A 20,038-nucleotide genomic window follows, 5' to 3' on the forward strand; every position below is an offset into this window, starting at 1 on the left:
CCGCCGGCCCGGGGGCGCCCCCTGACGCGGGGGCCGGGTCGTGGGCCGGGTATTAACTAGCCCGCGGTCCCGCGCCCGGGCCCGCGGGCCCCGGGGGGCGGGGGTCGCGGGGGGCCCCCCCCCCGGCCGGGGGGGGCCGCCACAGCTGTGCGGTACGTACGGGCCTAGCCGGCCGAGCTGGACGCGGACGCCGAGTCCGACGGCTGCCCCGACTCGGGCTGACCGGATTCCGCGGGCGAGCCCGACTCCGTACCGGACGGGGACTCGGACGCGTCGGCGGCCGGTGACTCCGACGCGGACGGCGAGGCGGTCGCGGACGCCTGAGCGCTCGGGCCGATGCCCTCGAAGAAGCTCTTCGCGGGGACGACGAGGGCGCGCAGGCCCACGTCGCCGGTGTCGCTGAACGAGAAGACGACCGGCTGGGCGTTCCCGTCCTGGGCGGCCTCGCGGCCGTCCTCGATCACCGCGGAGGCGTTGCCCTCGCCGCCGAACCGCACCCAGCCGCCGTTGGGCGGCACGGTGACCGGGCCGCTGCCCTTGGCGGGGGAGAGCTTCACCGTCGCGCCGGTGCCCGGCAGCGTGATGGAGTCGAGGGTCTGCGCGGTGCGGCCGTTGTTGAAGACCGTGCCGGTGACGACCGCCGGGCCCTTCGCGTCGAGCTGGGGCTGGGTGACCAGGGTGGCGGCCTGGATGGTGATGTCACCGATCGAGGTGGCGGCGCTGTCCGGCTTGATGCCGAGCGTCTGGGCGTTGTTGCCCGCGCCACACGCGGTGAGCGAGGCAAGCGACAACACGAGGGCGGAAGCGGCGAACGTGCCGCGTCGAAGGCTGCGGCTCACGGCGGCGGCAACTCCTAGGACGTGTTGGGACGGAGGGGCGAGGACGGCTCAAGGTGTATCAGCGCGCTTAGGTTACCGAGGCGCCGACACCGCCCCGCACCCGACCCGCCTCCTGGGGGCACGGGTACGGTTCCGGCCCTCACGGCCGCATTCGATCGGCGTGTCCATGATGGTGTCCATGACGGTGTCCGTGACGGGGCCCGCAGCGCCCCGTTCCCGCCGCCGATCACGTGGTTTCGCGCGCTGTTCACATAACGCGGGTGATCAATTCCGGCCGCGGCCGCTGCACATTCCCCGGAATACCGTCCCGGAGCCGTGGTGATCAAATTCAGATTCCGCCGCACAGGTGATCGGCAGCCGAACGGAGTACCGGAAGTTCACCGTCTTGAATCAGGCAAATCGGGACGTTAGTACCCGCCTGGGGGTGTTGCGCGGTCGGTAACGGGCGCGTTTCCGCACGCCCGCGCAGCCGCTCCGACCTGCGAATACCCCGTTCCGGAAGCCGTCCGCAGCACGTCCCTGGCGCTGTTGTCAAGCCCCGAGATGCGCCCTGACCTGCGAAAACACCATTCAGAAGGAGCCATTCTCGTGTTATCCTGGATAGCCACGGAAGGGGTACCTGTCACATGACGTTCAAGGTAGGCGACACCGTGGTCTATCCCCATCACGGGGCCGCGCTGATCGAGGCCATCGAAACTCGCCAGATCAAAGGCGTGGACAAGACCTACTTGGTGCTCAAGGTCGCCCAGGGCGACTTGACGGTACGTGTCCCGGCGGACAATGCGGAGTTCGTCGGCGTGCGTGACGTGGTCGGTCAGGAAGGACTGGACCGGGTCTTCGAGGTGCTCAGAGCGCCGTACGCGGAAGAGCCCACGAACTGGTCCCGTCGTTACAAGGCAAATCTCGAGAAGCTCGCCTCCGGTGATGTGATCAAGGTCGCCGAGGTCGTTCGCGACCTGTGGCGCCGGGAGCGCGAGCGCGGACTCTCCGCAGGTGAGAAGCGCATGCTCGCCAAGGCGCGGCAGATTCTCGTGAGCGAGCTCGCTCTCGCGGAGAACACGAACGAAGACAAGGCCGAGGCTCTGCTCGACGAGGTCCTCGCGTCCTGAACGTGCGGCTCCAGTTCCACCACAACGTGCTCAGCCGCACCGTGCTCAACAGCAGTCAATGCCGTGGTGCCCGCTGACCAGCTCTGATCCGCTCTGATGGAGAAGCTGCGTCGCCGGGCGCTGCGGCATGTCCGTACACCCGCATCCCGTCCGACTCGGGTACCCGTCCCCCGTACACCCGCACCTGTCCTGGCGCGCGCCTGCCCGCCCCCGCGTGGGGTCGTACACCCACGCGCCGGGTGCGGCTCGCCTCGACCGTGTCACGGAAGGGGCCGGTCAAGGCGTCGCGCCCGGCACGCTCTGGCCATACCCATGTCGGCCGCGGACACAAACCTGCCGGAGTGCAACCGATGTCAGACGAAGCCAGCCCCCACCGCACCGCCGCGGTGATCCCAGCGGCAGGCCGGGGCGTGCGGCTCGGCCCCGGCGCCCCCAAGGCGCTCCGCACGCTGGGCGGCACGCCCATCCTGATCCACGCCGTCCGCGCGATGGCCGCCTCCCGCGCGGTCTCTCTCGTCGTCGTGGTCGCCCCGCCGGACGGCGCCGCCGGGGTCAAGCACCTCCTGGACGAGCACGCGCTGCCCGCCCGTACCGACTACCTCGTGGTGCCGGGCGGCGAGACCCGCCAGGAGTCCGTACGGCTGGGCCTCGACGCCCTGCCCCCGGGCATCACCACCGTCCTCGTCCACGACGCGGCCCGCCCGCTGGTGCCCGTCGACACCGTGGACGCCGTCGTCGAGGCCGTACGGGACGGCGCGCCGGCCGTGGTGCCCGCGCTGCCCCTCGCGGACACCGTCAAGCAGGTCGAACCGCGCGAGAAGGGTGAGCCGGAGCCGGTCGTCGCCACGCCCGAGCGGGCCACCCTGCGCGCCGTACAGACCCCGCAGGGCTTCGATCGCGCCACGCTGGAGCGCGCGCACCACACGGTGGCGGCGGTGGGGGAGGGCGCGACGGACTGCGCCGGTATGGTCGAGCGGCTCGGCACGCCCGTCGTGGTCGTCCCGGGCCACGAGGAGGCGTTCAAGGTGACCAGGCCGCTGGACCTGGTCCTGGCCGAGGCGGTTCTCGCCCGGAGGAGGGCCAACGATGGCTTCTGACGTACCCGTACCGCCGCGTCCCGCCGCGCCCCCGCAGCCGGTGGCGCCCCCGGACCCGCTCCTGCCCCCGCTCCTGCCGCGGGTCGGCGTCGGGACGGACATCCACGCCTTCGAGGAGGGCCGGGAGCTGTGGTGCGCGGGCCTGCTCTGGGAGAACGAGGGGCCCGGGCTGGCCGGCCACTCCGACGCGGACGTGGTCGCCCACGCGGCCTGCAACGCGCTGTTCTCCGCGGCGGGCCTCGGCGACCTCGGCGCGCACTTCGGCACCGGCCGGCCCGAGTGGTCCGGGGCGCCCGGTGTCACGCTCCTCACGGAGGCCGCCAGGATCGTCCGCGCGGAGGGCTTCGCGATCGGGAACGTCGCCGTCCAGGTCGTCGGGTCGCGGCCGAAGATCGGCAAGCGCAGGGAAGAGGCGCAGAAGGTGCTCTCGGCGGCGGTCGGCGCACCCGTGTCGGTCTCCGCGGCGACGTCCGACGGGCTCGGTTTCACCGGCCGCGGCGAGGGCCTGGCGGCGATCGCGACGGCGCTGGTGGTCCGTACGGCCTGATCGCGCGGCTCCCGTCGGCCTGTACGGCCCTGGTCGCGCGGCTCCCGTCCGTCCGTACGGCCTGATCGCGACGGTCCCGAAATACGCCCGCGCTCCCCGGAGTTGAGGGAACGTCGACATGCTCCACCCGTCAGCGGCACCATGCACAACCGAACCGGCACGCACTCACCAGGAGGCTCCCCCGCCATGTCAGCGACTCTCTCGGACGCGCTCAAGAAGGTCCTCGACGGAAACGTCTTCGTCAGCATCGCCACCATCCAGCCCGACGGCAGCCCCCAGGTGTCCCCGGTCTGGGTGAAGCGCGACGGCGACGACATCCTCATATCGACCACGCTGGGCCGCCGCAAGGAGCTGAACCTGCGCCGCGACCCCCGCGTCACCGTCCTGGTGCACCCGGCCGACGCGCCGTACAGCTACGCGGAGATCCGCGGGACCTCGACCCTCACCGAGGAGGGCGGCCAGGAGCTGATCGACGAGTTGTCGGTGAAGTACACGGGGAAGCCGTACGCCGAGCAGAACCCGAACTCCCACCTCGACGCCCCGCGGGTGGTCGTACGGATCACGCCCCGCAAGGTCGTCGGCGGCATCTGACCGGCCCGGCCGGCGGTCGGCCGGCGGTCGACCGACACCCGCGCCGACGCCCGCCCGCCGCGCGGGATTGTCACGCTTCGGTGACCCCGCGGCCCAAAGGGTCGCGGGGCACTACCCCGGGCGCACTACCCTTGTCGCGTGACTATTCGGCTGTACGACACCGGTGCCCGGCAGATCCGTGACTTCACCCCGCTCCGGCCGGGCTGCGTCTCGATCTACCTCTGTGGCGCCACCGTGCAGGCCGCGCCGCACATCGGCCACATCAGGTCGGGGCTGAACTTCGACATCATGCGCCGCTGGTTCGACTACCGCGGCTACGACGTGACCTTCATCAGGAACGTCACGGACATCGACGACAAGATCATCGCGAAGTCGGCCGACCAGGGCCGCCCGTGGTGGGCCATCGGGTACGAGAACGAGCGCGCCTTCAACACCGGCTACGACGTCCTCGGCTGCCTGCCCCCCACGTACGAACCGCGCGCGACCGGCCACATCCCCGAGATGATCGAGATGATGCGCGGTCTGATCGAGCGTGGTCACGCGTACGAGTCGGACGGCAACGTCTACTTCGACGTGCGCTCCTTCCCCGGCTACCTCCAGCTCTCCAACCAGGACCTGGACGACCTGCGCCAGCCCTCCGGCGAGGGCGAGACCGGCAAGCGCGACCAGCGCGACTTCGCCATGTGGAAGGCCGCCAAGCCCGGCGAGCCCAGCTGGGAGACGCCCTGGGGGCGCGGCCGGCCCGGCTGGCACCTGGAGTGCTCGGCGATGGCCCACAAGTACCTGGGCCCCGCGTTCGACATCCACGGCGGCGGCCTGGACCTGATCTTCCCGCACCACGAGAACGAGATCGCGCAGGCCAAGGCGTACGGCGACGAGTTCGCCCGGTACTGGGTGCACAACGCCTGGGTCACCATGAGCGGCGAGAAGATGTCGAAGTCGCTCGGCAACTCGGTGCTCGTCTCCGAGATGGTGAAGCACTGGCGCCCGATCGTCCTGCGCTACTACCTCGGGACCCCGCACTACCGCTCGATGATCGAGTACAGCGAGGAGGCCCTGCGCGAGGCGGAGTCCGCGTTCGCGCGGATCGAGGGCTTCGTGCAGCGCGTGGTCGAGAAGGCGGGAGGGGCCGTGGAGCCCGCCGCCGAGGTGCCGCCGGCCTTCGCCGAGGCGATGGACGACGACATGGGCGTTCCGCAGGCCCTCGCGATCGTCCACACGACCGTACGGCAGGGCAATTCCGCCCTCGCCGCCGACGACAAGGAAGCGGCCGTCGCCCGGCTCGCGGAGGTACGGGCCATGCTCGGCGTCCTCGGGCTCGACCCGCTCGACCCGCACTGGTCCGGCGGTGAGGCCGGCCGGGGCGAGGATCTGCACGGCGTGGTCGACACCCTCGTACGCCTGGTCCTGGACCAGCGCGAGGCGGCCCGGGGCCGTAAGGACTGGGCCTCGGCCGACGCCATCAGGGACCAGCTCCAGCAGACCGGCCTGGTCATCGAGGACGGCCCGTCCGGCCCCCGCTGGACGCTGGGGCCACGCTGAACCCCGTCCCCACGAGGGCCATGAGTGTGCCGCCCGGGCCACTGGGCGGCACACTTGGCCGGCCGTTCGGTTGGCCGTTCTTCCGTACGCTGTTACACATATGAATGCCGCGTACGCCGCGTACGCCGTCCGGAGCACGACGAAGCACCACGCAGAGCACCTCTGAAAGCAACGAAACAGGTAGGTCATGGCCGGGAACAGCCAGCGCAGGAACCGCCGCACGTCCAACAAGAAGGGCGCGCAGGTCGGCAGCGGTGGCAAGCGACGCCGCAGCCTGGAAGGCAAGGGACCGACGCCGCCCGCGTCCGCACGCAAGGGCCATGTCCAGAACCGCGGCGCCAACGCCAAGGCCAAGCTGACCGCGCGCCGCCAGGTCGCCCGCCGGGGCGGCAAGGGCACGAGCGAGATGGTCGTCGGCCGCAACCCGGTCTTCGAGGCGCTGCGCGACGGGGTGCCGGCGTCGATGCTGTACGTCCAGCAGTTCATCGACAACGACGAGCGCGTCCGGGACGCGCTCCAGCTCGCGGCGGACCGTGGGGGCATCCACCTGATGGAGGCGCCCAAGCCGGAGCTGGACCGGATGACGAACGGCCTGAACCACCAGGGCATGGTGCTCCAGGTCCCGCCGTACGAGTACGCGCACCCGGACGACCTCGCGACGGCCGCCTTCGACGACCACGAGGACCCGCTGATCGTGGCGCTGGACGGCGTCACCGACCCGCGGAACCTGGGCGCGGTCGTCCGCTCCGTCTCGGCGTTCGGGGGGCACGGGGTGGTCGTTCCGGAGCGGCGCGCCGCGGGGATGACGGCGGGCGCGTGGAAGTCCTCGGCGGGGGCGGCGGCGCGGACGCCGGTGGCCCGCTGCACGAACCTGACGCGCACGCTGGAGGCGTACCGCAAGGCGGGCCTCACGATCGTGGGGCTGGCGGCGGACGGGGAGGCGGAGGTGGGCGACCTCGCGGCGCTCGGGGGCCCCGTGGTCATCGTGGTGGGCAGCGAGGGCAAGGGCCTGTCCCGCCTGGTCGGCGAAACGTGCGATTTCCGTGTCCGGATCCCGATGCCGGGGGGCGCGGAGTCTTTGAACGCGGGGGTGGCGGCGGGGGTGGTCCTGTACGAGGCGTCGCGCCGCCGGGCGTCGCGCTGACGGGCTTGTCTTCACGCCGGACGGGCGTCTGCGCCGCGGTGGGCGGCGCGGCGTCTTGCTTGTCCTCGCGCCGGACGGGCGTCTGCGCCCAAGTGGTGGGCGCGGCTTCCTGCTTGTCCTCAATCGCCGGACGGGCTTGATTGTGCCCGCTGCGGGCCGGTGGCGCTGGTGCGGGTTATTGCCGGGGGCCGGTCAGGGGTCGTGTCCTGCACTGCATGTTTTACGTCGCGTGCGACCGGTCGTTCAGTTAACCGGGGCCATGCGACACAAAACACGCTTTACGTTCCGGACACGACCCCTGCCCGTCCCCCTTCCAGGCCCGCGTCAAGACAACCGACGGCCCGTCGGGCGTGGGCGGGACAGGGGTGTCCCGCACCCGGGGGCAACCCGGGCCCGCAACCCGGAGACGCCTCCAGCCCGTCCCGACGCACCCCCAGCCCGCCCGGACGCCCCTCAAGCCCGTCCGGCGATTGAGGACATCGTTGACCCGCACCCATCACCGGCGCGGAGGCCACCATCCACCCGGCCCCGACGCACCCCCGGCCCGCCCGGACGCCCCCTCCAGCCCGTCCGGCGTTTGAGGACATCCGTAACCCGCGCCCGCGCACCGCGCAGGGGCACCATCCGGCCCATCCAGCCTGTCCGGCGCTTGAGGACAATCAGTGAGCCGCGCTCGCGCCCCGGGCAGCAGGGACCCCGGAGCGGCGGGGCCGTTCAGTTCACCCTCGGCGTGAGGGGGGTGGGGTCGGAGGAGGTGCGTGTGTCCGGACGTAAAGCGTGTTTTGTGGCGCATGGCTACCGTTACGCAAAACAAGACCTTGCACGCGCCGTAAAACATGCAGTCCGGACATACGTGCCTCCGGAGGCCCCGCCCCCCGTCACCACGACACACCCAGCCCGTCCGGCGTTTGAGGACAAGTAGTAAGCCGCGCCCGCGCCCCGGGCAGACGCACAAACAAGCCCGTCCGGCGATTGAGGACAAAGAAGGAAGCCGCGCCCCCACCGGGGCGCAGACGCCCGTCCGGTGCGAGGACAAGCAGAGACGCCGCGCCCACCGCGAAGCGAGGGTCACCGGGCCAACGCCCTCCGCACACGCCGCCGCACCCGCACAAGCAGAGGCGGCCCCGACCGCTCCCGCAACACCGGCGCCGAGCCATCCTCGATCGTCAAGGACAACGAAAGCTCCGTCTCCTTCGTCCACCCACAGCTGACGACCCGCGCCTTCACCTCCCAACGCCCAGCGTTACGCCCCGCGTTGATCGCCTCCGGCGCGAGGCGGGCCACCGTGTGATGGACCACCCGAAAGGCGCCCGACGCGCCCGACGCGCCCGGCCCACCCGGCCCACCCGCAACCAGCGGAACGCGCTCCACCCTCGTCGTCGACGGCAGCACGAACTCCTCGCCCCCGCCACCCCGTCGCCGTACCAACAGATCCATCCGCGCCGACCGCAGCCGCGCGGTCACGTCCAGGACCTCGGCGGACACCCCGGTCACCGGAGGGGACAGCGAGTCCCCGTCCTCCGTATGCAGGAACGTCAACGGACCCTCCGCGCCGAACAGTTCGCCCGTCGCCGTGATCTCCAGCTCCCCGGTCACCCGGGCCGACGCCTTCACCCGTACCGCCGACTCCCAGCGCGCCAGCTCCCGTACCGCGTCGGGCCTGCCCTGCTCGACCAGGGCGACCACCGCCCGCTGCGGCGCCGGCAGCCCCGCCGCGACGCCCGGCGCGAAGCGCTCGGCCAGGGCGGACCGTACCTCCGCGAAGAACTCGTCGCGCCACGCGGCCGGCGCGTCGAGGTAGCGCGGCGCGGTCAGGCGCCCGACCATCTCCACCCGCAGCCAGCGCCGGTGCAACCGGTCCCGCAGCGCGCCCGGCTCGGTGTGCGCGTCCACGATGTCCAGCGCCTCGCGCAGGTTGCGGAAGTACCCGGCCGGATCGAAGGGCCGGAAGCCCGCGTTCGACGCGTCGGGGCGGGCGATGTGGACGTAGCAGACGTAGTCGGAGAGGACCGAGATCCGCTCGGCGAGGAAGTACGCGGCCGTCACGAAGACATGGTCCTCCAGGCGCCGCTTCCCCTCGGGGAAGCGCAGCCCGTGGTCCATCAGGAACGACCTGCGGAACATCTTGTGCGGGGTGAGGCTGTCGATCAGCGGCGCCGTCGCGAGCGTCGCCCGCGGATGGTTGCGCCGGAACAGCTCCTTCGGCACGCCGCGCCCCCGGCCCGCCATCTTGCCGATGACGATGTCCGCGTCGTTCTCCTCGGCGTACGCGTACAGCCGCTGGAGCGCCTCGTCCCCGAACCAGTCGTCGTTGTCGGCGAACTGGACGTACTCGCCGCGCGCCCGTTCGATCCCGATGTTGCGCGGGCGCGACGGCCAGCCCGAGTTGGGGATGTGGACGACGCTGATGTGCGCGTGCGCGGCGGCCAGCGCGTCGAGCCGCTCGCCGGTGCCGTCCGTGGACCCGTCGTCGACGAAGATCACCTCGAACTCACCTGCGGGCATGGTCTGTCGCAGTAAGGAAGCGATCAGTTCCTCGATGTGGACGCCCGGGTCGTAGACGGGGACGACCACACTCACCTTGGGGGTACTCATGCGTGCCTCTCGGAAGAAGACCTCAACTCTGCCCGAACCCGCCCACAGTCGCGAATCAGATGACTTGTCCGACCTTGATCCACCCTGAATCCCCGCCGCCTGATGATCTTGACGGGTCTCGGACATTTCGCGCGCGTCAAGGCAGTGTCCTAAACACAGGTCACTCGGTTAGATGAGTGTGGACACCAGAACGCCCCGGCCCGGGTTCGACGATCAGCCCCCGCTGAGCATGCTCAAGGTGGATTCCGATCCCGCGCAGGTCATCGTGAACCACGCCAGCTTCCGGGTGAAGCTCGCATCGCCCCAGCGCGCCGCCGTCGTCCGTCCCTTCACGGACACCGCGCGCATCCCCGCCATGAGCGGCGCCCCCGCCGCCGGCGGCGCGCGCCGTCGTGCGCCCGTCGTGTGGAGCGGCAGGTCCGAGCCCGGTGACCCCGGAGCGACCGGACTCCTCCAGGCCGTACGGAACTCCACCGCGGCCAGGACCTCCGGGGCCGTGCGCGCGGGCGGCACCTACGAATCCGTACCCGAAGGGGGGTACGAGGGGTACGACACGGGCGCCACGCAGGTCATCCCCCGCGTCGACCTGGACGACGGCGCCACGACCCTGACGCCCGTCGTCGGCGGGGGCCGGGGTGCGGGCGGCCGGCCCGGCGGCCGCACGGGACCCCTCCTGCCGCCCATGCGGCAGGCGGTCGGCGCCTACGACGCGCCGTCCGGGCACGCGTTGTCCGAAGAGGAGCCGTACGACCTCCTCGACCCGGACGACGACCGCCCGCGCGCCCAGCGCCACGGCGCCGACACCGTCCGGCACGCGTACTACCCCGGCCGCCGGATGAACCTGGGCGTGGTGCTCCTCCCGCTCCGCGTCTTCCTCGGCTTCATCTCGATCTACGCCGGCATGGGCAAGCTGTGCGACCCCGTCTACTTCGACGGCGGCGAGCGCGGCTCGATGGTCAAGTGGCTGCACTCGCTGCACCCGTGGGCGCTCGCGGAGCCGCTCAGGGACTTCGCGCTCTCGCACCCCGTGGGCGCGGGCCTCAGCATCGCGTTCCTCCAGATCGTCGTCGGCGTCCTGACCGTCCTCGGCCTCTGGCAGCGGGTCGCGGCGTCCTTCGGCGCGGTGCTCTCGGCGGCGCTGCTGCTGACCGTCAGCTGGCGGACCGTACCGGCGTACGACGCGCCGGACATCATCTACCTCGCCGCCTGGTCGCCGCTGATCATCGCGGGCGCGCCCGTCTACTCCGTGGACGGCCGCCTCGCGGGCGAGGCCTGGCGCCGGCTCGGCCCGCGCTCGGAGATCTGGGACCTGCGGCGGCGCGTGCTGCGCCGGGGCGCCGTCCTGGCGTCCGTGGTGATCGGTCTGACCTTCCTGATCGGTTCGGTGCTCGGCGGAGCCGTACGGTCCTCGGACATGGTGACCGTGCCGGGGCCGAACGACGACCCGGTGAACCAGCTGCCCGGCGTCCCGCTCCCGCGGGAGTCCAGCGGCCGCGCGAGCGCGTCGGGGACTCCGTCGGGCGACAGCCGTACGTCCGACAAGTCGGCGGAGCCGTCGGCGACCCGCTCCAGCGCCCCCGCGGCGCGGGAGTCCGCACCGGCGCGTACTCCGGCGCGCGAGACGGCGAGCGCGGGGAGCGGGCAGAACAGCGGCCAGCAGCAGCCGAGCCAGACCCAGGGCACCGGCGCCGTCCCGCCGCGCACGTCCGAGCAGGCGCCTCCGGCCCCGCCCACCAGCCAGGGCCCGTCGTCCAGCGGCAGCACGGGCGACGGCAGCAGCGGGGGTACGGGGGGTACGGACGGCGGTTCGTCCACGACCGGCGGCTCGTCGTCGGGCGGGACGGGGGCGCGGAACCCGATCGGGGGGTTGCTGGGCTGAGGGCCCGGCGCGGGACGCGCAGGGAGACGTAGAGGTACGAGAGACGGTCCGGTCCGGGACAACGCGGCTTGAGGGCGGCGGAGTTCCGGACCGGACCGTCTCTTGGTGTGTGGCGGCCCGTGGTGGGGGCCCGGGGTGGCGGCCCGGGGTGAGGGTCCGCGAGGGGCCGTGGAGGGCTTCAGGGCGGTGCGGGAGGGGGCCTTGGGGGCCTTTGGGGGTACGGGGCGGGCCTGGCCCTTACAAGGGCGCTGAGCCCCCCGTACCGCTTCCGGAGCCCGAACCGCTCCCCGCCCCCGCGTCGCTGCCGGCACCGGCCCCCGCGGCCAGCTCCTTCGCCGCCTCCGTGAGGTCCTTCGCGGTGTCGATCGCCCGCCAGTACGCGCCGTTCGGCAGCGGATAGCCGGCCAGTATGCGCTCGCGGGCGAGGCGCGGGAACGTCGTACGTTCGTGGTCGCCGCGGTCCGGCAGCGTGGCGACGAAGCCGGGGGAGAACACGTACACACCGGCGTTGATCAGATACGGCGACGGTGGCGACTCGATGAAGTCGAGGACGTGCCCGAACTCGTCGGTCTCGACGGCCCCCCAGGGGATCCGGGGCCGGGCCAGGGCGAGGGTGGCGGTGGCGTCCCGCTCCGCGTGGAACGCGGCCATGTCACGCAGCGAGAAACGTGTCCAGATGTCGCCATTGGTGGCGTACCAGGGCTGCCCGGGCTCGGGCAGCCGCGCGGCGGCGTACTTGAGGCCGCCGCCGCGCCCGAGCGGTTCGGGCTCGACCACGGTGGTGACGCGCAGCGGCAGATCCGCCGAGGCCAGCCATTCCTGGAGCACTTCGGCGAGATGACCGCACGACACGACGGCGTCGGTCACCCCCTCCGCGGCCAGCCAGGCGAGCTGATGGCCGATGATCGGGGTCCCCGTGCCGGGGATCTCGACCATCGGCTTCGGACGGTCGTCGGTGTACGGGCGAAGCCGCGACCCCTGGCCGCCCGCCAGGACCACGGCCTGCGTCGGATACGTATGCATGCCGTGAACGATATGCGGGGCGGTCGGGGAGGCGGCGGTCAGCTCCCCGCGGTCTGCTGGGACACCCCGTACGCGAAGGACGTGTCACAGACGGGTCGCGAGAAGGACTGCGCCCGGGTGGGGCCGTAGTGCGCCACGGCGGCCCGGCCGAGGGCCCGCGCGATCGAGACGCAGTGCTTCGCGAGCGACGGGCGCTCCTCCACCTGGCGCTGGAGGTGGGTCAGGGCGATCCCCGGGTCCTTCTCCTGGAGTTCCACCAGGAGCTTGTCGCGGAGTACGTCCTGGGGGGCGCGGGACTTGGCCCGTACCGAGGCGGTGTCCGAGGCGGCGGTCAGGACCTGCGACTCGGTGGTGCTGGTCGCCCACGGAACACGGGCGACCGCGAGGGTCCCGGAGAGCACCAGGACGACGGGCAGTACGAGAGCGAGAGTTCGGCCGATACGGCGGGCAGAGTGGGTCACGCAGGCGAGCGTAGCGGCCAGTAATGATTTGGCGACATTTAGTCACTCACTCGGGGGACGGTTCGACGGGTCCTTTCGAATCGGGGGTTGACGCGGCCTGTCCGAAATGACGTGTGTGCCGGGGTATTTGTGCGGAAACGCGGACGGCCCCGCACCGGAGTGCGGGGCCGTGCGGAGGAATTCGGAGGGCGGAGCGGGGCGGGCGAGTCAGCTCACCCCGCTCTTCTCATCCCGCTCTTCTCATCCCCTCTCGTTCCTCAGTTGCTGAGGCGCTCGCCGGTGGAGGAGGAGAAGACGTGCAGCTCGTCGGGGCGGGGGACGACGTGGAGCTTGGTGCCCTTGTCGGGGACGGCGCGGCCGTTGACGCGGACGACCAGTTCCTTGGTCTCGCCGCCGACCTCGGCGGTGCCGTAGACGAACCCGTCGGCGCCCAGCTCCTCGACGACGTTGACGGTGACGGCGAGGCCGGCCGGCGCGTCCTTGGAGAGGGTCTTGGCGCTGTCGGCCTCGGCGGCGAGGTCGAAGTGCTCGGGGCGGACGCCGACCGTGACGGTCTTGTCGCCCTTCTCCGTGGCGGCGGAGAGCGCCTCACGGGAGACGGGGACGACGCTGTTGCCGAACTTCACGCCACCGTCGGTGATGGGGACCTCGACCAGGTTCATGGCGGGGGAGCCGATGAAGCCGGCGACGAAGAGGTTGGCGGGGCGGTCGTACATGTTGCGCGGCGAGTCGACCTGCTGGAGCAGCCCGTCCTTGAGGACCGCGACGCGGTCGCCCATGGTCATGGCCTCGACCTGGTCGTGGGTGACGTACACCGTGGTGATGCCGAGGCGGCGCTGGAGCGAGGCGATCTGCGTACGGGTGGAGACGCGGAGCTTGGCGTCGAGGTTCGACAGCGGCTCGTCCATGAGGAAGACCTGCGGCTCACGGACGATGGCGCGGCCCATCGCGACACGCTGGCGCTGACCACCGGAGAGCGCCTTCGGCTTGCGGTCCAGGTACTCGCTGAGGTCGAGGATCTTCGCGGCCTCTTCGACCTTCTTGCGGATCTCCGCCTTGTTGACGCCGGCGATCTTGAGCGCGAAGCCCATGTTGTCGGCGACGGACATGTGCGGGTAGAGCGCGTAGTTCTGGAACACCATGGCGATGTCCCGGTCCTTCGGGGGCAGGTGCGTGACGTCGCGCTCGCCGATGCGGATCGCACCGCCGTTGACGTCCTCGAGACCCGCGAGCATGCGCAGGGAGGTCGACTTGCCACAGCCGGAGGGCCCGACGAGCACGAGGAACTCGCCGTCCGCGACGTCCAGCTCCAGCTGGTCGACGGCGGGCTTGGTGGAGCCGGGGTAAACGCGGGTGGCCTTGTCGAATGAGACGGTTGCCATGGTGATGTGTCCCCTCACCGGCAGGAACGTGCCGGACGATCCGAGTAAAGGTGTGGATGGGTCTAGTCCACCTGAGTGAACTTGGGGTGACGCTACCCCGCGCCCACGCATATGTCAGTAGATGCAGCCACCATTTTTCCCACGCCTCCCCCCGCTCCCTCCGAACCCCACCCCCGGCCCCGGCGCCCTCCCCTCCTCCCCCCACCCCAATCCTGTGGCTGCCCCCCACCCCCGCTGTGTAGAGTGAGCCCCGCCTCGCGCGTCCCTGACGTGCGCGAAGGCCTCCTTAGCTCAGCTGGCCAGAGCAACGCACTTGTAATGCGTAGGTCGTCGGTTCGAATCCGACAGGAGGCTCACTTGCAAGCCCAGCTCAGACAGCGTCTGAGCTGGGCTTTTTTGTTCAATGGATACGGCGCAGACGCCGCGCGCGGGCGCTCGGCCGGCCGCAGTCTCAGTCCTGGTTCCGGCTCGTTCAGGATCGTGCCGGCGGTGTGTCGGCTTCCGTCCTCTCCACTCTTGATACGTTCAACCAGCTCGTTCGCAATGCGCCGAAGCGGCGGCGTGTACGGAATGGCCTCAGCGGCAGAGTGCGCCGCGTTGTGCATATCGCTCAGAGGGACCATGCCGTAATTCGCGACGTCCTGCACCTTAAACCCGTGCTCGCGTGCGATTTGTACCAGCAGCCGGTCCCGGTCAAGCCAGTCACTCTCAACCGCTTCGGTGATCAACCGGTGGTCTTCTGCGTGTTCCTTGTTCACAACCCCTCCGACTTCCCGTGCCCTTCTGAGCTCTTCAAGCTAGCGTGCTGGGCCCGCGATCCAGAGCGGTCTGGCGAGATGGGCGTAAGACACCCGCGATCTTCCGTACTGCATGTGAAGCGAGGTGTGCCGGTCGCAGTTTTTCTTCATATTGGCCCCCGCGCCGGTCGGGCGCATCTGTGCCTGGGCTCCTGCCGGGGTCGGGTCAATGCTCCGTCCCAGGGGGCCCGGGGCGCCTGGACTGGCACGGCTGTCCTGGAAGGAATGATCACAAGTGCGACCCGCGCGATTACAGGCACTTCATCCTTGACCTGGCCAAGAACAGCGCCGGTGTGACCCGCGTGCAGACCCTCGCGGATGCGGGGGACGCCACCCACCCGTTCGGGGTGGCTTGGGCCGACGCGGCCCGTTGCCGCGCGTGGCGGGGTGCGGGGCGGTCTCGCCGTTCCCGGTTTCGTCTGCGGGCCTTCGGGCACCTTGGTGGCCACGAGGACTGGGGGAGCGGCCGGTAGCACCCCATGGACGTCGCCTACCTCTACGCGGGAGGCGGCCCGATCAGCGGGAGGGCAATATGTCGTACGGTCAGTTACTGGCCAAGGGAGCCGGGGAGGGCACGCCACCCTTCTGGATGATTGCCATCGCCGTGGTCGTCATCGTCGGCGTGGCGTTCCTGGCAAGCAGGGCGCGCAAGAGGTAGTCCCAGCCGCGAGACGCCCACGCGGCCTTTGTGGGTACGGCGTCGACCGCCTTACGCGTGGGCCTTCCGTGCCTGGACGTAATACCGCGCGTAGCCTACGTACGCCTCTGTGATGGAAGCGCGCGTCTCGTCGCGGGTTGACTGCCCGTGGACGTAATTCTCCAGGGCCTCCCACCAGACGCTCCGGCCGATGGCGAAGCCCATGAATCCCTCGACGGGTGCCGCGATCTCCAGCCAGTGGTCCAGCTTCTCCCTGGGGGCGTGACGGCCCAGGACGACGCAGCGCGCGTCGCGTCCGCCTCGGCGGGCGGTACGGGCCACGGCCTCGGCGTCCTCGCGGGTCTCCAGGCCCTCCACCTTCCAGATCGCGGGTTCCACGCCCCGGTCCTGGAGGTACTCCATCACCCGTACCGTGGCCGCGCCGCGCAGTTCCTTGTCGTACCGGTCGCTGGAGCCGCCGACCGTCGCGAGGTCGGCCTCCGTAGCCGGTACCAACAGTTCGAGGATGAGGCTCCGGCCCGCGGAATTTCCCCAGGAAACCACCCGGGCCAGCCGCTCGGCCTGCGCGTTCCGGTCGGATTCCTCGAAGCCCGGATTGTCGCGTACCAGCACCTTCGAGAACGCGGCCGGGAAATACTCGGCGTGCTGCTGCCAGGCGTCTCCGTATTCGAAATGGAACCAGTCCTGGCCGCTCTCCTCGATCGGCATGGCCAGGTCGATCTTCCCGGTCCGCACCGCCAACTCCGCCGCGGTCGCCCCGTAGCGTTCGTCGATGAGCAGGCCGGCCCGGGTCGATTCCGGGAAATGCGGCAGGGCGTCCAGGACCGCTTCGTACACCAGGAGTTTGTCGCCGGCGATTCTCGCGGCCTGCGACGGAGTTGGGGCGGCGGTCAATCCGTAGAGGTCGGTTTCCAGGCTTGCCCGGTGGTCCACGGCGCAGATCAGGAGATCTTCATGCCTCGGCGTGTTCGCGGGATCGTTCTGCGCGGTCCAGGACAAAGAAATCCCTCCTCGCTTTTACGCCCCTTGCATTTTAACCGGGCGCGGGACGGCCCGCCACGGAAGCGGAACCGGGGAGTACCGGGGCTGTCCGACGACGATCACCGAGGGCGCGGCTGGAGTCAGGACGGGGTACGCGTGCCCAACTCCGCGGCCGCCTCCGCGTAGTCGACCAGCAGCCGGGCGAACTCGAGGCGTTTGGCCTGGGGCCAGTCGCGGGTGATGTGCTCGAAGGCCTGGCGGTGCTGGCTGCTGAAGCGGTCGCGCAGGGCGATGCCCTCGGGGGTGAGAAGGAGCACCGTACGGCGGCCGTCGGTCTGGGAGGCGGCCCGTACGAGGAGGCCGGCGCTGATGCAGTCGCTCACCATCCGGCTGGCGACGGAGGAGTCGACGGTCAGCTGGTAGGCGATGCCGCCGACCGTCATCTCGCCGTCGGCCTCGTCGACGACGTTGATGACCTGGTTCCGTGCCATGTCCTTGCGCGTGACCGGCGGGTCGACGTCCACCAGGGCGGTACGGCGCCGCAGCCGGGCGAATGCCGCGCCGACCGCGTCCAGCAGTGCGTCGTCCTGAGTCTCGTTCTGCCCGGTCTCGTTTCCCCTGGTCACTTTGACACCTTAGTCCCAGGTCGCTGTCGAACGCAATCACATGCAACAATGCATGCATCTGCGTTTCGCATAAGACCTGCGTTTCGCAGAAGACCGGCAGGAGGCCGGTGGGTGCCGGGAGACCCGGTTCACCGCGACGGATCGACAACGACGGGAAACATCCCCATGAGCACAACGGCCATCATCAACGCGCGGGTCTTCGACGGGGACCGGCCCCTGGAGGCGACCACCGTCGTCTTCGACCGCACCGGGATCCTCGCGGTGGGCGGGGAGGCACCCGCCGGGGCGGAGATCGTGGACGCCACGGGCGGGACGCTGCTGCCCGGCCTGATCGACGCGCACGTGCACACCAACGAGCAGGCTCTCGCCCTGGACCTGCGGTTCGGTGTGACCACGGCGCTGGAGATGCAGGGCAACCACACCGCCGGGAACCGCGCGCACATCACGGAGAACGACGCGGTGGCCGACATCCGCTCCTCCGGGTTCGCCATCACTCCTCCCGGGGGGCACCCGAGCGAGCTGTTCCCGGAGGGTTTCCGCCCCGGGCCGCCTCCCGGTGCGCGCGGCCCCAAGCCGTCGGAACCGGCGCCCCTGATGCCGTTCTCCACCACCCCCGAGGAGGCCGTCGCCTTCATCCCGCAGCTGGTCGAACGCGGCTCGGACTACATCAAGTTCATGGTGGACGACGGCTCGGTGGAGGGTCACCCGGGTCTGCCGATGCTGGACCGGGCAACCCTCAACGCGGGTGTCGCCGAGGCCAAGAAGCACGGCATGCTCACGGTCGCCCACGCGCTGACGATCGAGGCGACCCGGATGTCGATCGAGGCGGGCGTCGACGGTCTCGTCCACCTGTTCATGGAGGGCCCGCACACCGAGGAGATCATCACCCTGATCCGCGACGCCGGTGCGTTCGTGGTGCCGTGTGTGGTGCTGAACGCCTCGATGATGGGCATCACGGGCGACGAACTGGCCGACGATCCGCGGGTGGCGTCGCGTCTGGACGAGCAGTGGACGAAGACACTGCGCAGCAGCTTCGGCCACTACCCGCAGGGCAAGCTCAGCGATGTGTTCGGATCGGTGCGGGCGCTGCGGGACGCGGGGGTCGACCTCCTGGTGGGTACGGACGCGTCCGCGCCGTTCGAGTTCCTGGGCGGTCTGGCCCACGGGGCGAGCGTCCACCACGAACTCCAGTACCTCGTCCGGGCCGGTCTGACCCCGGTGGAGGCGCTGCACGCGGGGACCTCGGTCACCGCCCGCCGCTTCGGGCTGACCGACCGGGGCCGTATCGCCGAAGGCCTGCGCGCCGACCTCCTCCTGGTCGACGGCGATCCCACCCGCACGATCTCCGACAGCCTGTCGATCCGCGAGGTGTGGCGCCGGGGAGCCAGGCAGCACCGGCGCTGACCCGGGCGAGGGCGTCGGTGTGGCGCAGCCACCTGGCCTGGACGTAGTCGCGCAGCGCCGGGGGGATCGACCGGCCCGGGGGGCGCTCGCGTACGGCGGCGAGCAGGCGGGCCTCCTGATCGGCGTCCTCGTCGAAGACGAGGGCTTCCTTGACGGGGAAGTGCTTGAAGAGGGTGGTGGTGGACACGTCCGCGGCGTCCGCGATCTCGTGGATGCCGACGTTGATCCCCGTTGTCGGCGCCGCGTTCCTCACCGCCGGGCTCGGTCTGCTGTCCACCATGGACACCGGCACCTCACTGCTGCTGACCAGCCTGTACATGATCCTCGTCGGGACCGGCCTGGGCTTCACCACGCAGATGGCCGGCACCATCGCGCAGAACAGCGTCGCCGTGCGCGACATGGGTGCGGCGATGAGCTCGTCCAATCTCTTCCGCACCCTGGGCGGATCCCTCGGCGTCGCGGTGTTCGGCTCGCTGTTCACCCGCGCCGTCCAGTCCCACCCGCCCACCGGTGCTCAGGACGCCTACCTCACGGCGGTCGCGAACGGCACCGGCCGCGTCTTCCTGACCGGCGCGATCCTCTGCGCCCTCGCCTTCGTCGCGTCGCTCTTCGTCATCGAGGTTCCGCTCCAGAAGGCCGGGCCGCCCGCGCCCGCCGCCGACGCGCCCGTCTCGCCCGCGCCCGGCGGTCAGAGCCCGGCGATGACGTCCGACGAGGTCATGGGGAGGGAGAACATGGGGTAGTCGTACGTGATCGCGTTGTCGTGTTCCTCCTGGGACGTGGCGGCGACGCAGTCCGGGAGCGTGATGACCCGGTAGCCGTTCTCGTACCCGCTGCGCATCGTCGACTCGACACAGCAGTTGGTGAGGAAGCCGCCGAGGATGATCGTGTCGATCCCCTTGTTCCGCAGGATGAAGTCGAGGTTCGTGCTCGCGAACGTGTCGAGGCCGCGCTTGCCCTCGATCACGATGTCCCCCTCGGCCGGGGCGAGGTCGTCCACGATCGCCGCGCCCCAGCTGCCCTTGACGAACGCCGACCCGTCCACGACCCCCTTGAGGATGCCGTACGGGTGCCGGGACAGTTCGCCGTAGCCGGGGGCGAAGGTGATGGGCGCGTGCATGACCGTGACGCCGGCCGTCCGCGCGGCCGCGGCCAGGGTCACGGTGTTCGCGAGCATCCCGGTCTTCTCCATCACCCCGGCCACGGCGCCGTGGAGCACCCCGCCCTCGCTGGTGAAGTCGTTCTGGTACTCGATCAGGACGAGCGCGGTCTTCGCCGGGTCAAGGCGGAAGGTCTCGGACATGACGGCTCCTCGGTGAGCTGAAACACATCAGCGGCAGGGACAGCCTGCCCGACAAGGGGA

General features: G+C 70.8%; 18 protein-coding genes, 1 tRNA gene and 1 pseudogene. 10 read left to right on the forward strand and 10 right to left on the reverse strand.

Annotated elements, in window-relative coordinates:
* Positions 1-164 precede the first annotated feature (164 nt).
* Positions 165-839: a DUF461 domain-containing protein gene (locus tag ACIODU_RS23840; protein WP_356432487.1), complete on the reverse strand. Its 675-nt coding sequence runs from the start codon at positions 837-839 to the stop codon at positions 165-167.
* 626 nt (positions 840-1,465) lie between these two features.
* Between ACIODU_RS23840 and ACIODU_RS23845 the strand changes: the two genes are divergently transcribed.
* The 6 genes from ACIODU_RS23845 (at position 1,466) to rlmB (ending at position 6,869) form a co-directional block, all read left to right on the forward strand.
* Positions 1,466-1,948, forward strand: a complete 483-nt coding sequence (locus ACIODU_RS23845; protein WP_006380568.1) for a CarD family transcriptional regulator — start codon at positions 1,466-1,468, stop codon at positions 1,946-1,948.
* Positions 1,949-2,298: 350 nt separating this feature from the next.
* Positions 2,299-3,045, forward strand: coding sequence for a 2-C-methyl-D-erythritol 4-phosphate cytidylyltransferase (ispD, locus tag ACIODU_RS23850; protein ID WP_356432485.1), 747 nt, complete (start codon positions 2,299-2,301; stop codon positions 3,043-3,045).
* Positions 3,035-3,592, forward strand: a complete 558-nt coding sequence (gene ispF / locus ACIODU_RS23855; RefSeq protein ID WP_401769813.1) for a 2-C-methyl-D-erythritol 2,4-cyclodiphosphate synthase — start codon at positions 3,035-3,037, stop codon at positions 3,590-3,592. Before ispD ends, ispF begins: the two co-directional genes overlap by 11 nt.
* 186 nt (positions 3,593-3,778) lie before the next feature.
* Complete coding sequence (locus ACIODU_RS23860; protein ID WP_356432481.1) at positions 3,779-4,183, forward strand: PPOX class F420-dependent oxidoreductase; 405 nt, start codon at positions 3,779-3,781, stop codon at positions 4,181-4,183.
* Positions 4,184-4,321: 138 nt separating this feature from the next.
* Positions 4,322-5,725: a cysteine--tRNA ligase gene (gene cysS, locus ACIODU_RS23865; RefSeq protein WP_401769814.1), complete on the forward strand. Its 1,404-nt coding sequence runs from the start codon at positions 4,322-4,324 to the stop codon at positions 5,723-5,725.
* A 187-nt stretch (positions 5,726-5,912) separates the two neighbouring features.
* Positions 5,913-6,869: a 23S rRNA (guanosine(2251)-2'-O)-methyltransferase RlmB gene (rlmB, locus tag ACIODU_RS23870; protein ID WP_161309248.1), complete on the forward strand. Its 957-nt coding sequence runs from the start codon at positions 5,913-5,915 to the stop codon at positions 6,867-6,869.
* Positions 6,870-7,937: 1,068 nt separating this feature from the next.
* Here the strand turns inward: rlmB and ACIODU_RS23875 are convergent.
* The gene (locus ACIODU_RS23875) at positions 7,938-9,464 is read right to left on the reverse strand and encodes a glycosyltransferase family 2 protein (RefSeq protein ID WP_401769815.1); all 1,527 of its coding nucleotides are present in this window, start codon (positions 9,462-9,464) and stop codon (positions 7,938-7,940) included.
* Between the two features lie 172 nt (positions 9,465-9,636).
* On the opposite strand from ACIODU_RS23875, the gene ACIODU_RS23880 reads away from it, so the two are divergent.
* A complete protein-coding gene (locus ACIODU_RS23880) occupies positions 9,637-11,343 on the forward strand; it encodes a DoxX family membrane protein (RefSeq protein WP_401769816.1) in 1,707 nt (568 codons plus the stop codon).
* A gap of 237 nt (positions 11,344-11,580) precedes the next feature.
* On the opposite strand, the gene ACIODU_RS23885 is transcribed toward ACIODU_RS23880, so the two are convergent.
* The 3 genes from ACIODU_RS23885 to ACIODU_RS23895 form a co-directional block, all read right to left on the reverse strand.
* A complete protein-coding gene (locus tag ACIODU_RS23885; protein WP_401769817.1) occupies positions 11,581-12,366 on the reverse strand; it encodes an NDP-sugar synthase in 786 nt (261 codons plus the stop codon).
* 38 nt (positions 12,367-12,404) lie between these two features.
* On the reverse strand, positions 12,405-12,827 hold the full coding sequence (locus ACIODU_RS23890) for a hypothetical protein (protein ID WP_356431467.1): 423 nt from the start codon (positions 12,825-12,827) through the stop codon (positions 12,405-12,407).
* A 257-nt stretch (positions 12,828-13,084) separates the two neighbouring features.
* A complete protein-coding gene (locus ACIODU_RS23895; protein ID WP_161311568.1) occupies positions 13,085-14,209 on the reverse strand; it encodes an ABC transporter ATP-binding protein in 1,125 nt (374 codons plus the stop codon).
* Positions 14,210-14,489: 280 nt separating this feature from the next.
* Between ACIODU_RS23895 and ACIODU_RS23900 the strand changes: the two genes are divergently transcribed.
* Positions 14,490-14,563 (forward strand) — tRNA-Thr (locus ACIODU_RS23900).
* On the opposite strand, the gene ACIODU_RS23905 is transcribed toward ACIODU_RS23900, so the two are convergent.
* From ACIODU_RS23905 to ACIODU_RS23915, 3 genes are all read right to left on the reverse strand, one after another.
* Complete coding sequence (locus ACIODU_RS23905) at positions 14,563-14,967, reverse strand: hypothetical protein (protein WP_401769818.1); 405 nt, start codon at positions 14,965-14,967, stop codon at positions 14,563-14,565. The genes ACIODU_RS23900 and ACIODU_RS23905 overlap by 1 nt on opposite strands.
* A gap of 748 nt (positions 14,968-15,715) precedes the next feature.
* Entirely contained in the window at positions 15,716-16,663 is a 948-nt protein-coding gene (locus tag ACIODU_RS23910; RefSeq protein ID WP_401769819.1) for a 2-deoxy-5-keto-D-gluconate 6-phosphate aldolase domain-containing protein, read from the reverse strand.
* A gap of 122 nt (positions 16,664-16,785) precedes the next feature.
* On the reverse strand, positions 16,786-17,271 hold the full coding sequence (locus ACIODU_RS23915) for a MarR family winged helix-turn-helix transcriptional regulator (RefSeq protein ID WP_356431461.1): 486 nt from the start codon (positions 17,269-17,271) through the stop codon (positions 16,786-16,788).
* Between the two features lie 165 nt (positions 17,272-17,436).
* Here ACIODU_RS23915 and ACIODU_RS23920 point away from each other — a divergent pair, with 165 nt between their 5' ends.
* Entirely contained in the window at positions 17,437-18,675 is a 1,239-nt protein-coding gene (locus tag ACIODU_RS23920) for an amidohydrolase family protein (RefSeq protein WP_401769820.1), read from the forward strand.
* On the opposite strand, the pseudogene ACIODU_RS23925 reads toward ACIODU_RS23920, so the two are convergent.
* Positions 18,638-18,895, reverse strand: a pseudogene (locus ACIODU_RS23925) (TetR/AcrR family transcriptional regulator); the annotation flags it as partial. The gene ACIODU_RS23920 and the pseudogene ACIODU_RS23925 overlap by 38 nt on opposite strands.
* On the opposite strand from ACIODU_RS23925, the gene ACIODU_RS23930 reads away from it, so the two are divergent.
* Positions 18,855-19,418, forward strand: a complete 564-nt coding sequence (locus ACIODU_RS23930) for a hypothetical protein (protein WP_401769904.1) — start codon at positions 18,855-18,857, stop codon at positions 19,416-19,418. The pseudogene ACIODU_RS23925 and the gene ACIODU_RS23930 sit on opposite strands and share 41 nt — an antisense overlap.
* Here ACIODU_RS23930 and ACIODU_RS23935 read toward each other — a convergent pair.
* Positions 19,364-19,978 carry a cysteine hydrolase gene (locus tag ACIODU_RS23935; protein WP_401769821.1) on the reverse strand — a complete coding sequence of 205 codons (615 nt, stop codon included), beginning with the start codon at positions 19,976-19,978 and terminating at the stop codon, positions 19,364-19,366. The genes ACIODU_RS23930 and ACIODU_RS23935 overlap by 55 nt on opposite strands.
* Positions 19,979-20,038: the final 60 nt, after the last annotated feature.

The organism is Streptomyces sp. NPDC088261, assembly GCF_044740805.1.
Classification (GTDB): domain Bacteria; phylum Actinomycetota; class Actinomycetes; order Streptomycetales; family Streptomycetaceae; genus Streptomyces.

Bases quoted from the DNA above. Each gene is read 5' to 3' on its own strand.
- ACIODU_RS23845 (WP_006380568.1), top strand. From the start codon at position 1,466: ATGACGTTCAAGGTAGGCGACACCGTGGTCTATCCCCATCACGGGGCC.
- ispD (WP_356432485.1), top strand. From the start codon at position 2,299: ATGTCAGACGAAGCCAGCCCCCACCGCACCGCCGCGGTGATCCCAGCG.
- ispF (WP_401769813.1), top strand. From the start codon at position 3,035: ATGGCTTCTGACGTACCCGTACCGCCGCGTCCCGCCGCGCCCCCGCAG.
- ACIODU_RS23860 (WP_356432481.1), top strand. From the start codon at position 3,779: ATGTCAGCGACTCTCTCGGACGCGCTCAAGAAGGTCCTCGACGGAAAC.
- rlmB (WP_161309248.1), top strand. From the start codon at position 5,913: ATGGCCGGGAACAGCCAGCGCAGGAACCGCCGCACGTCCAACAAGAAG.
- ACIODU_RS23875 (WP_401769815.1), bottom strand. From the start codon at position 9,464: ATGAGTACCCCCAAGGTGAGTGTGGTCGTCCCCGTCTACGACCCGGGC.
- ACIODU_RS23880 (WP_401769816.1), top strand. From the start codon at position 9,637: ATGAGTGTGGACACCAGAACGCCCCGGCCCGGGTTCGACGATCAGCCC.
- ACIODU_RS23885 (WP_401769817.1), bottom strand. From the start codon at position 12,366: ATGCATACGTATCCGACGCAGGCCGTGGTCCTGGCGGGCGGCCAGGGG.
- ACIODU_RS23895 (WP_161311568.1), bottom strand. From the start codon at position 14,209: ATGGCAACCGTCTCATTCGACAAGGCCACCCGCGTTTACCCCGGCTCC.
- ACIODU_RS23920 (WP_401769820.1), top strand. From the start codon at position 17,437: ATGAGCACAACGGCCATCATCAACGCGCGGGTCTTCGACGGGGACCGG.
- ACIODU_RS23935 (WP_401769821.1), bottom strand. From the start codon at position 19,978: ATGTCCGAGACCTTCCGCCTTGACCCGGCGAAGACCGCGCTCGTCCTG.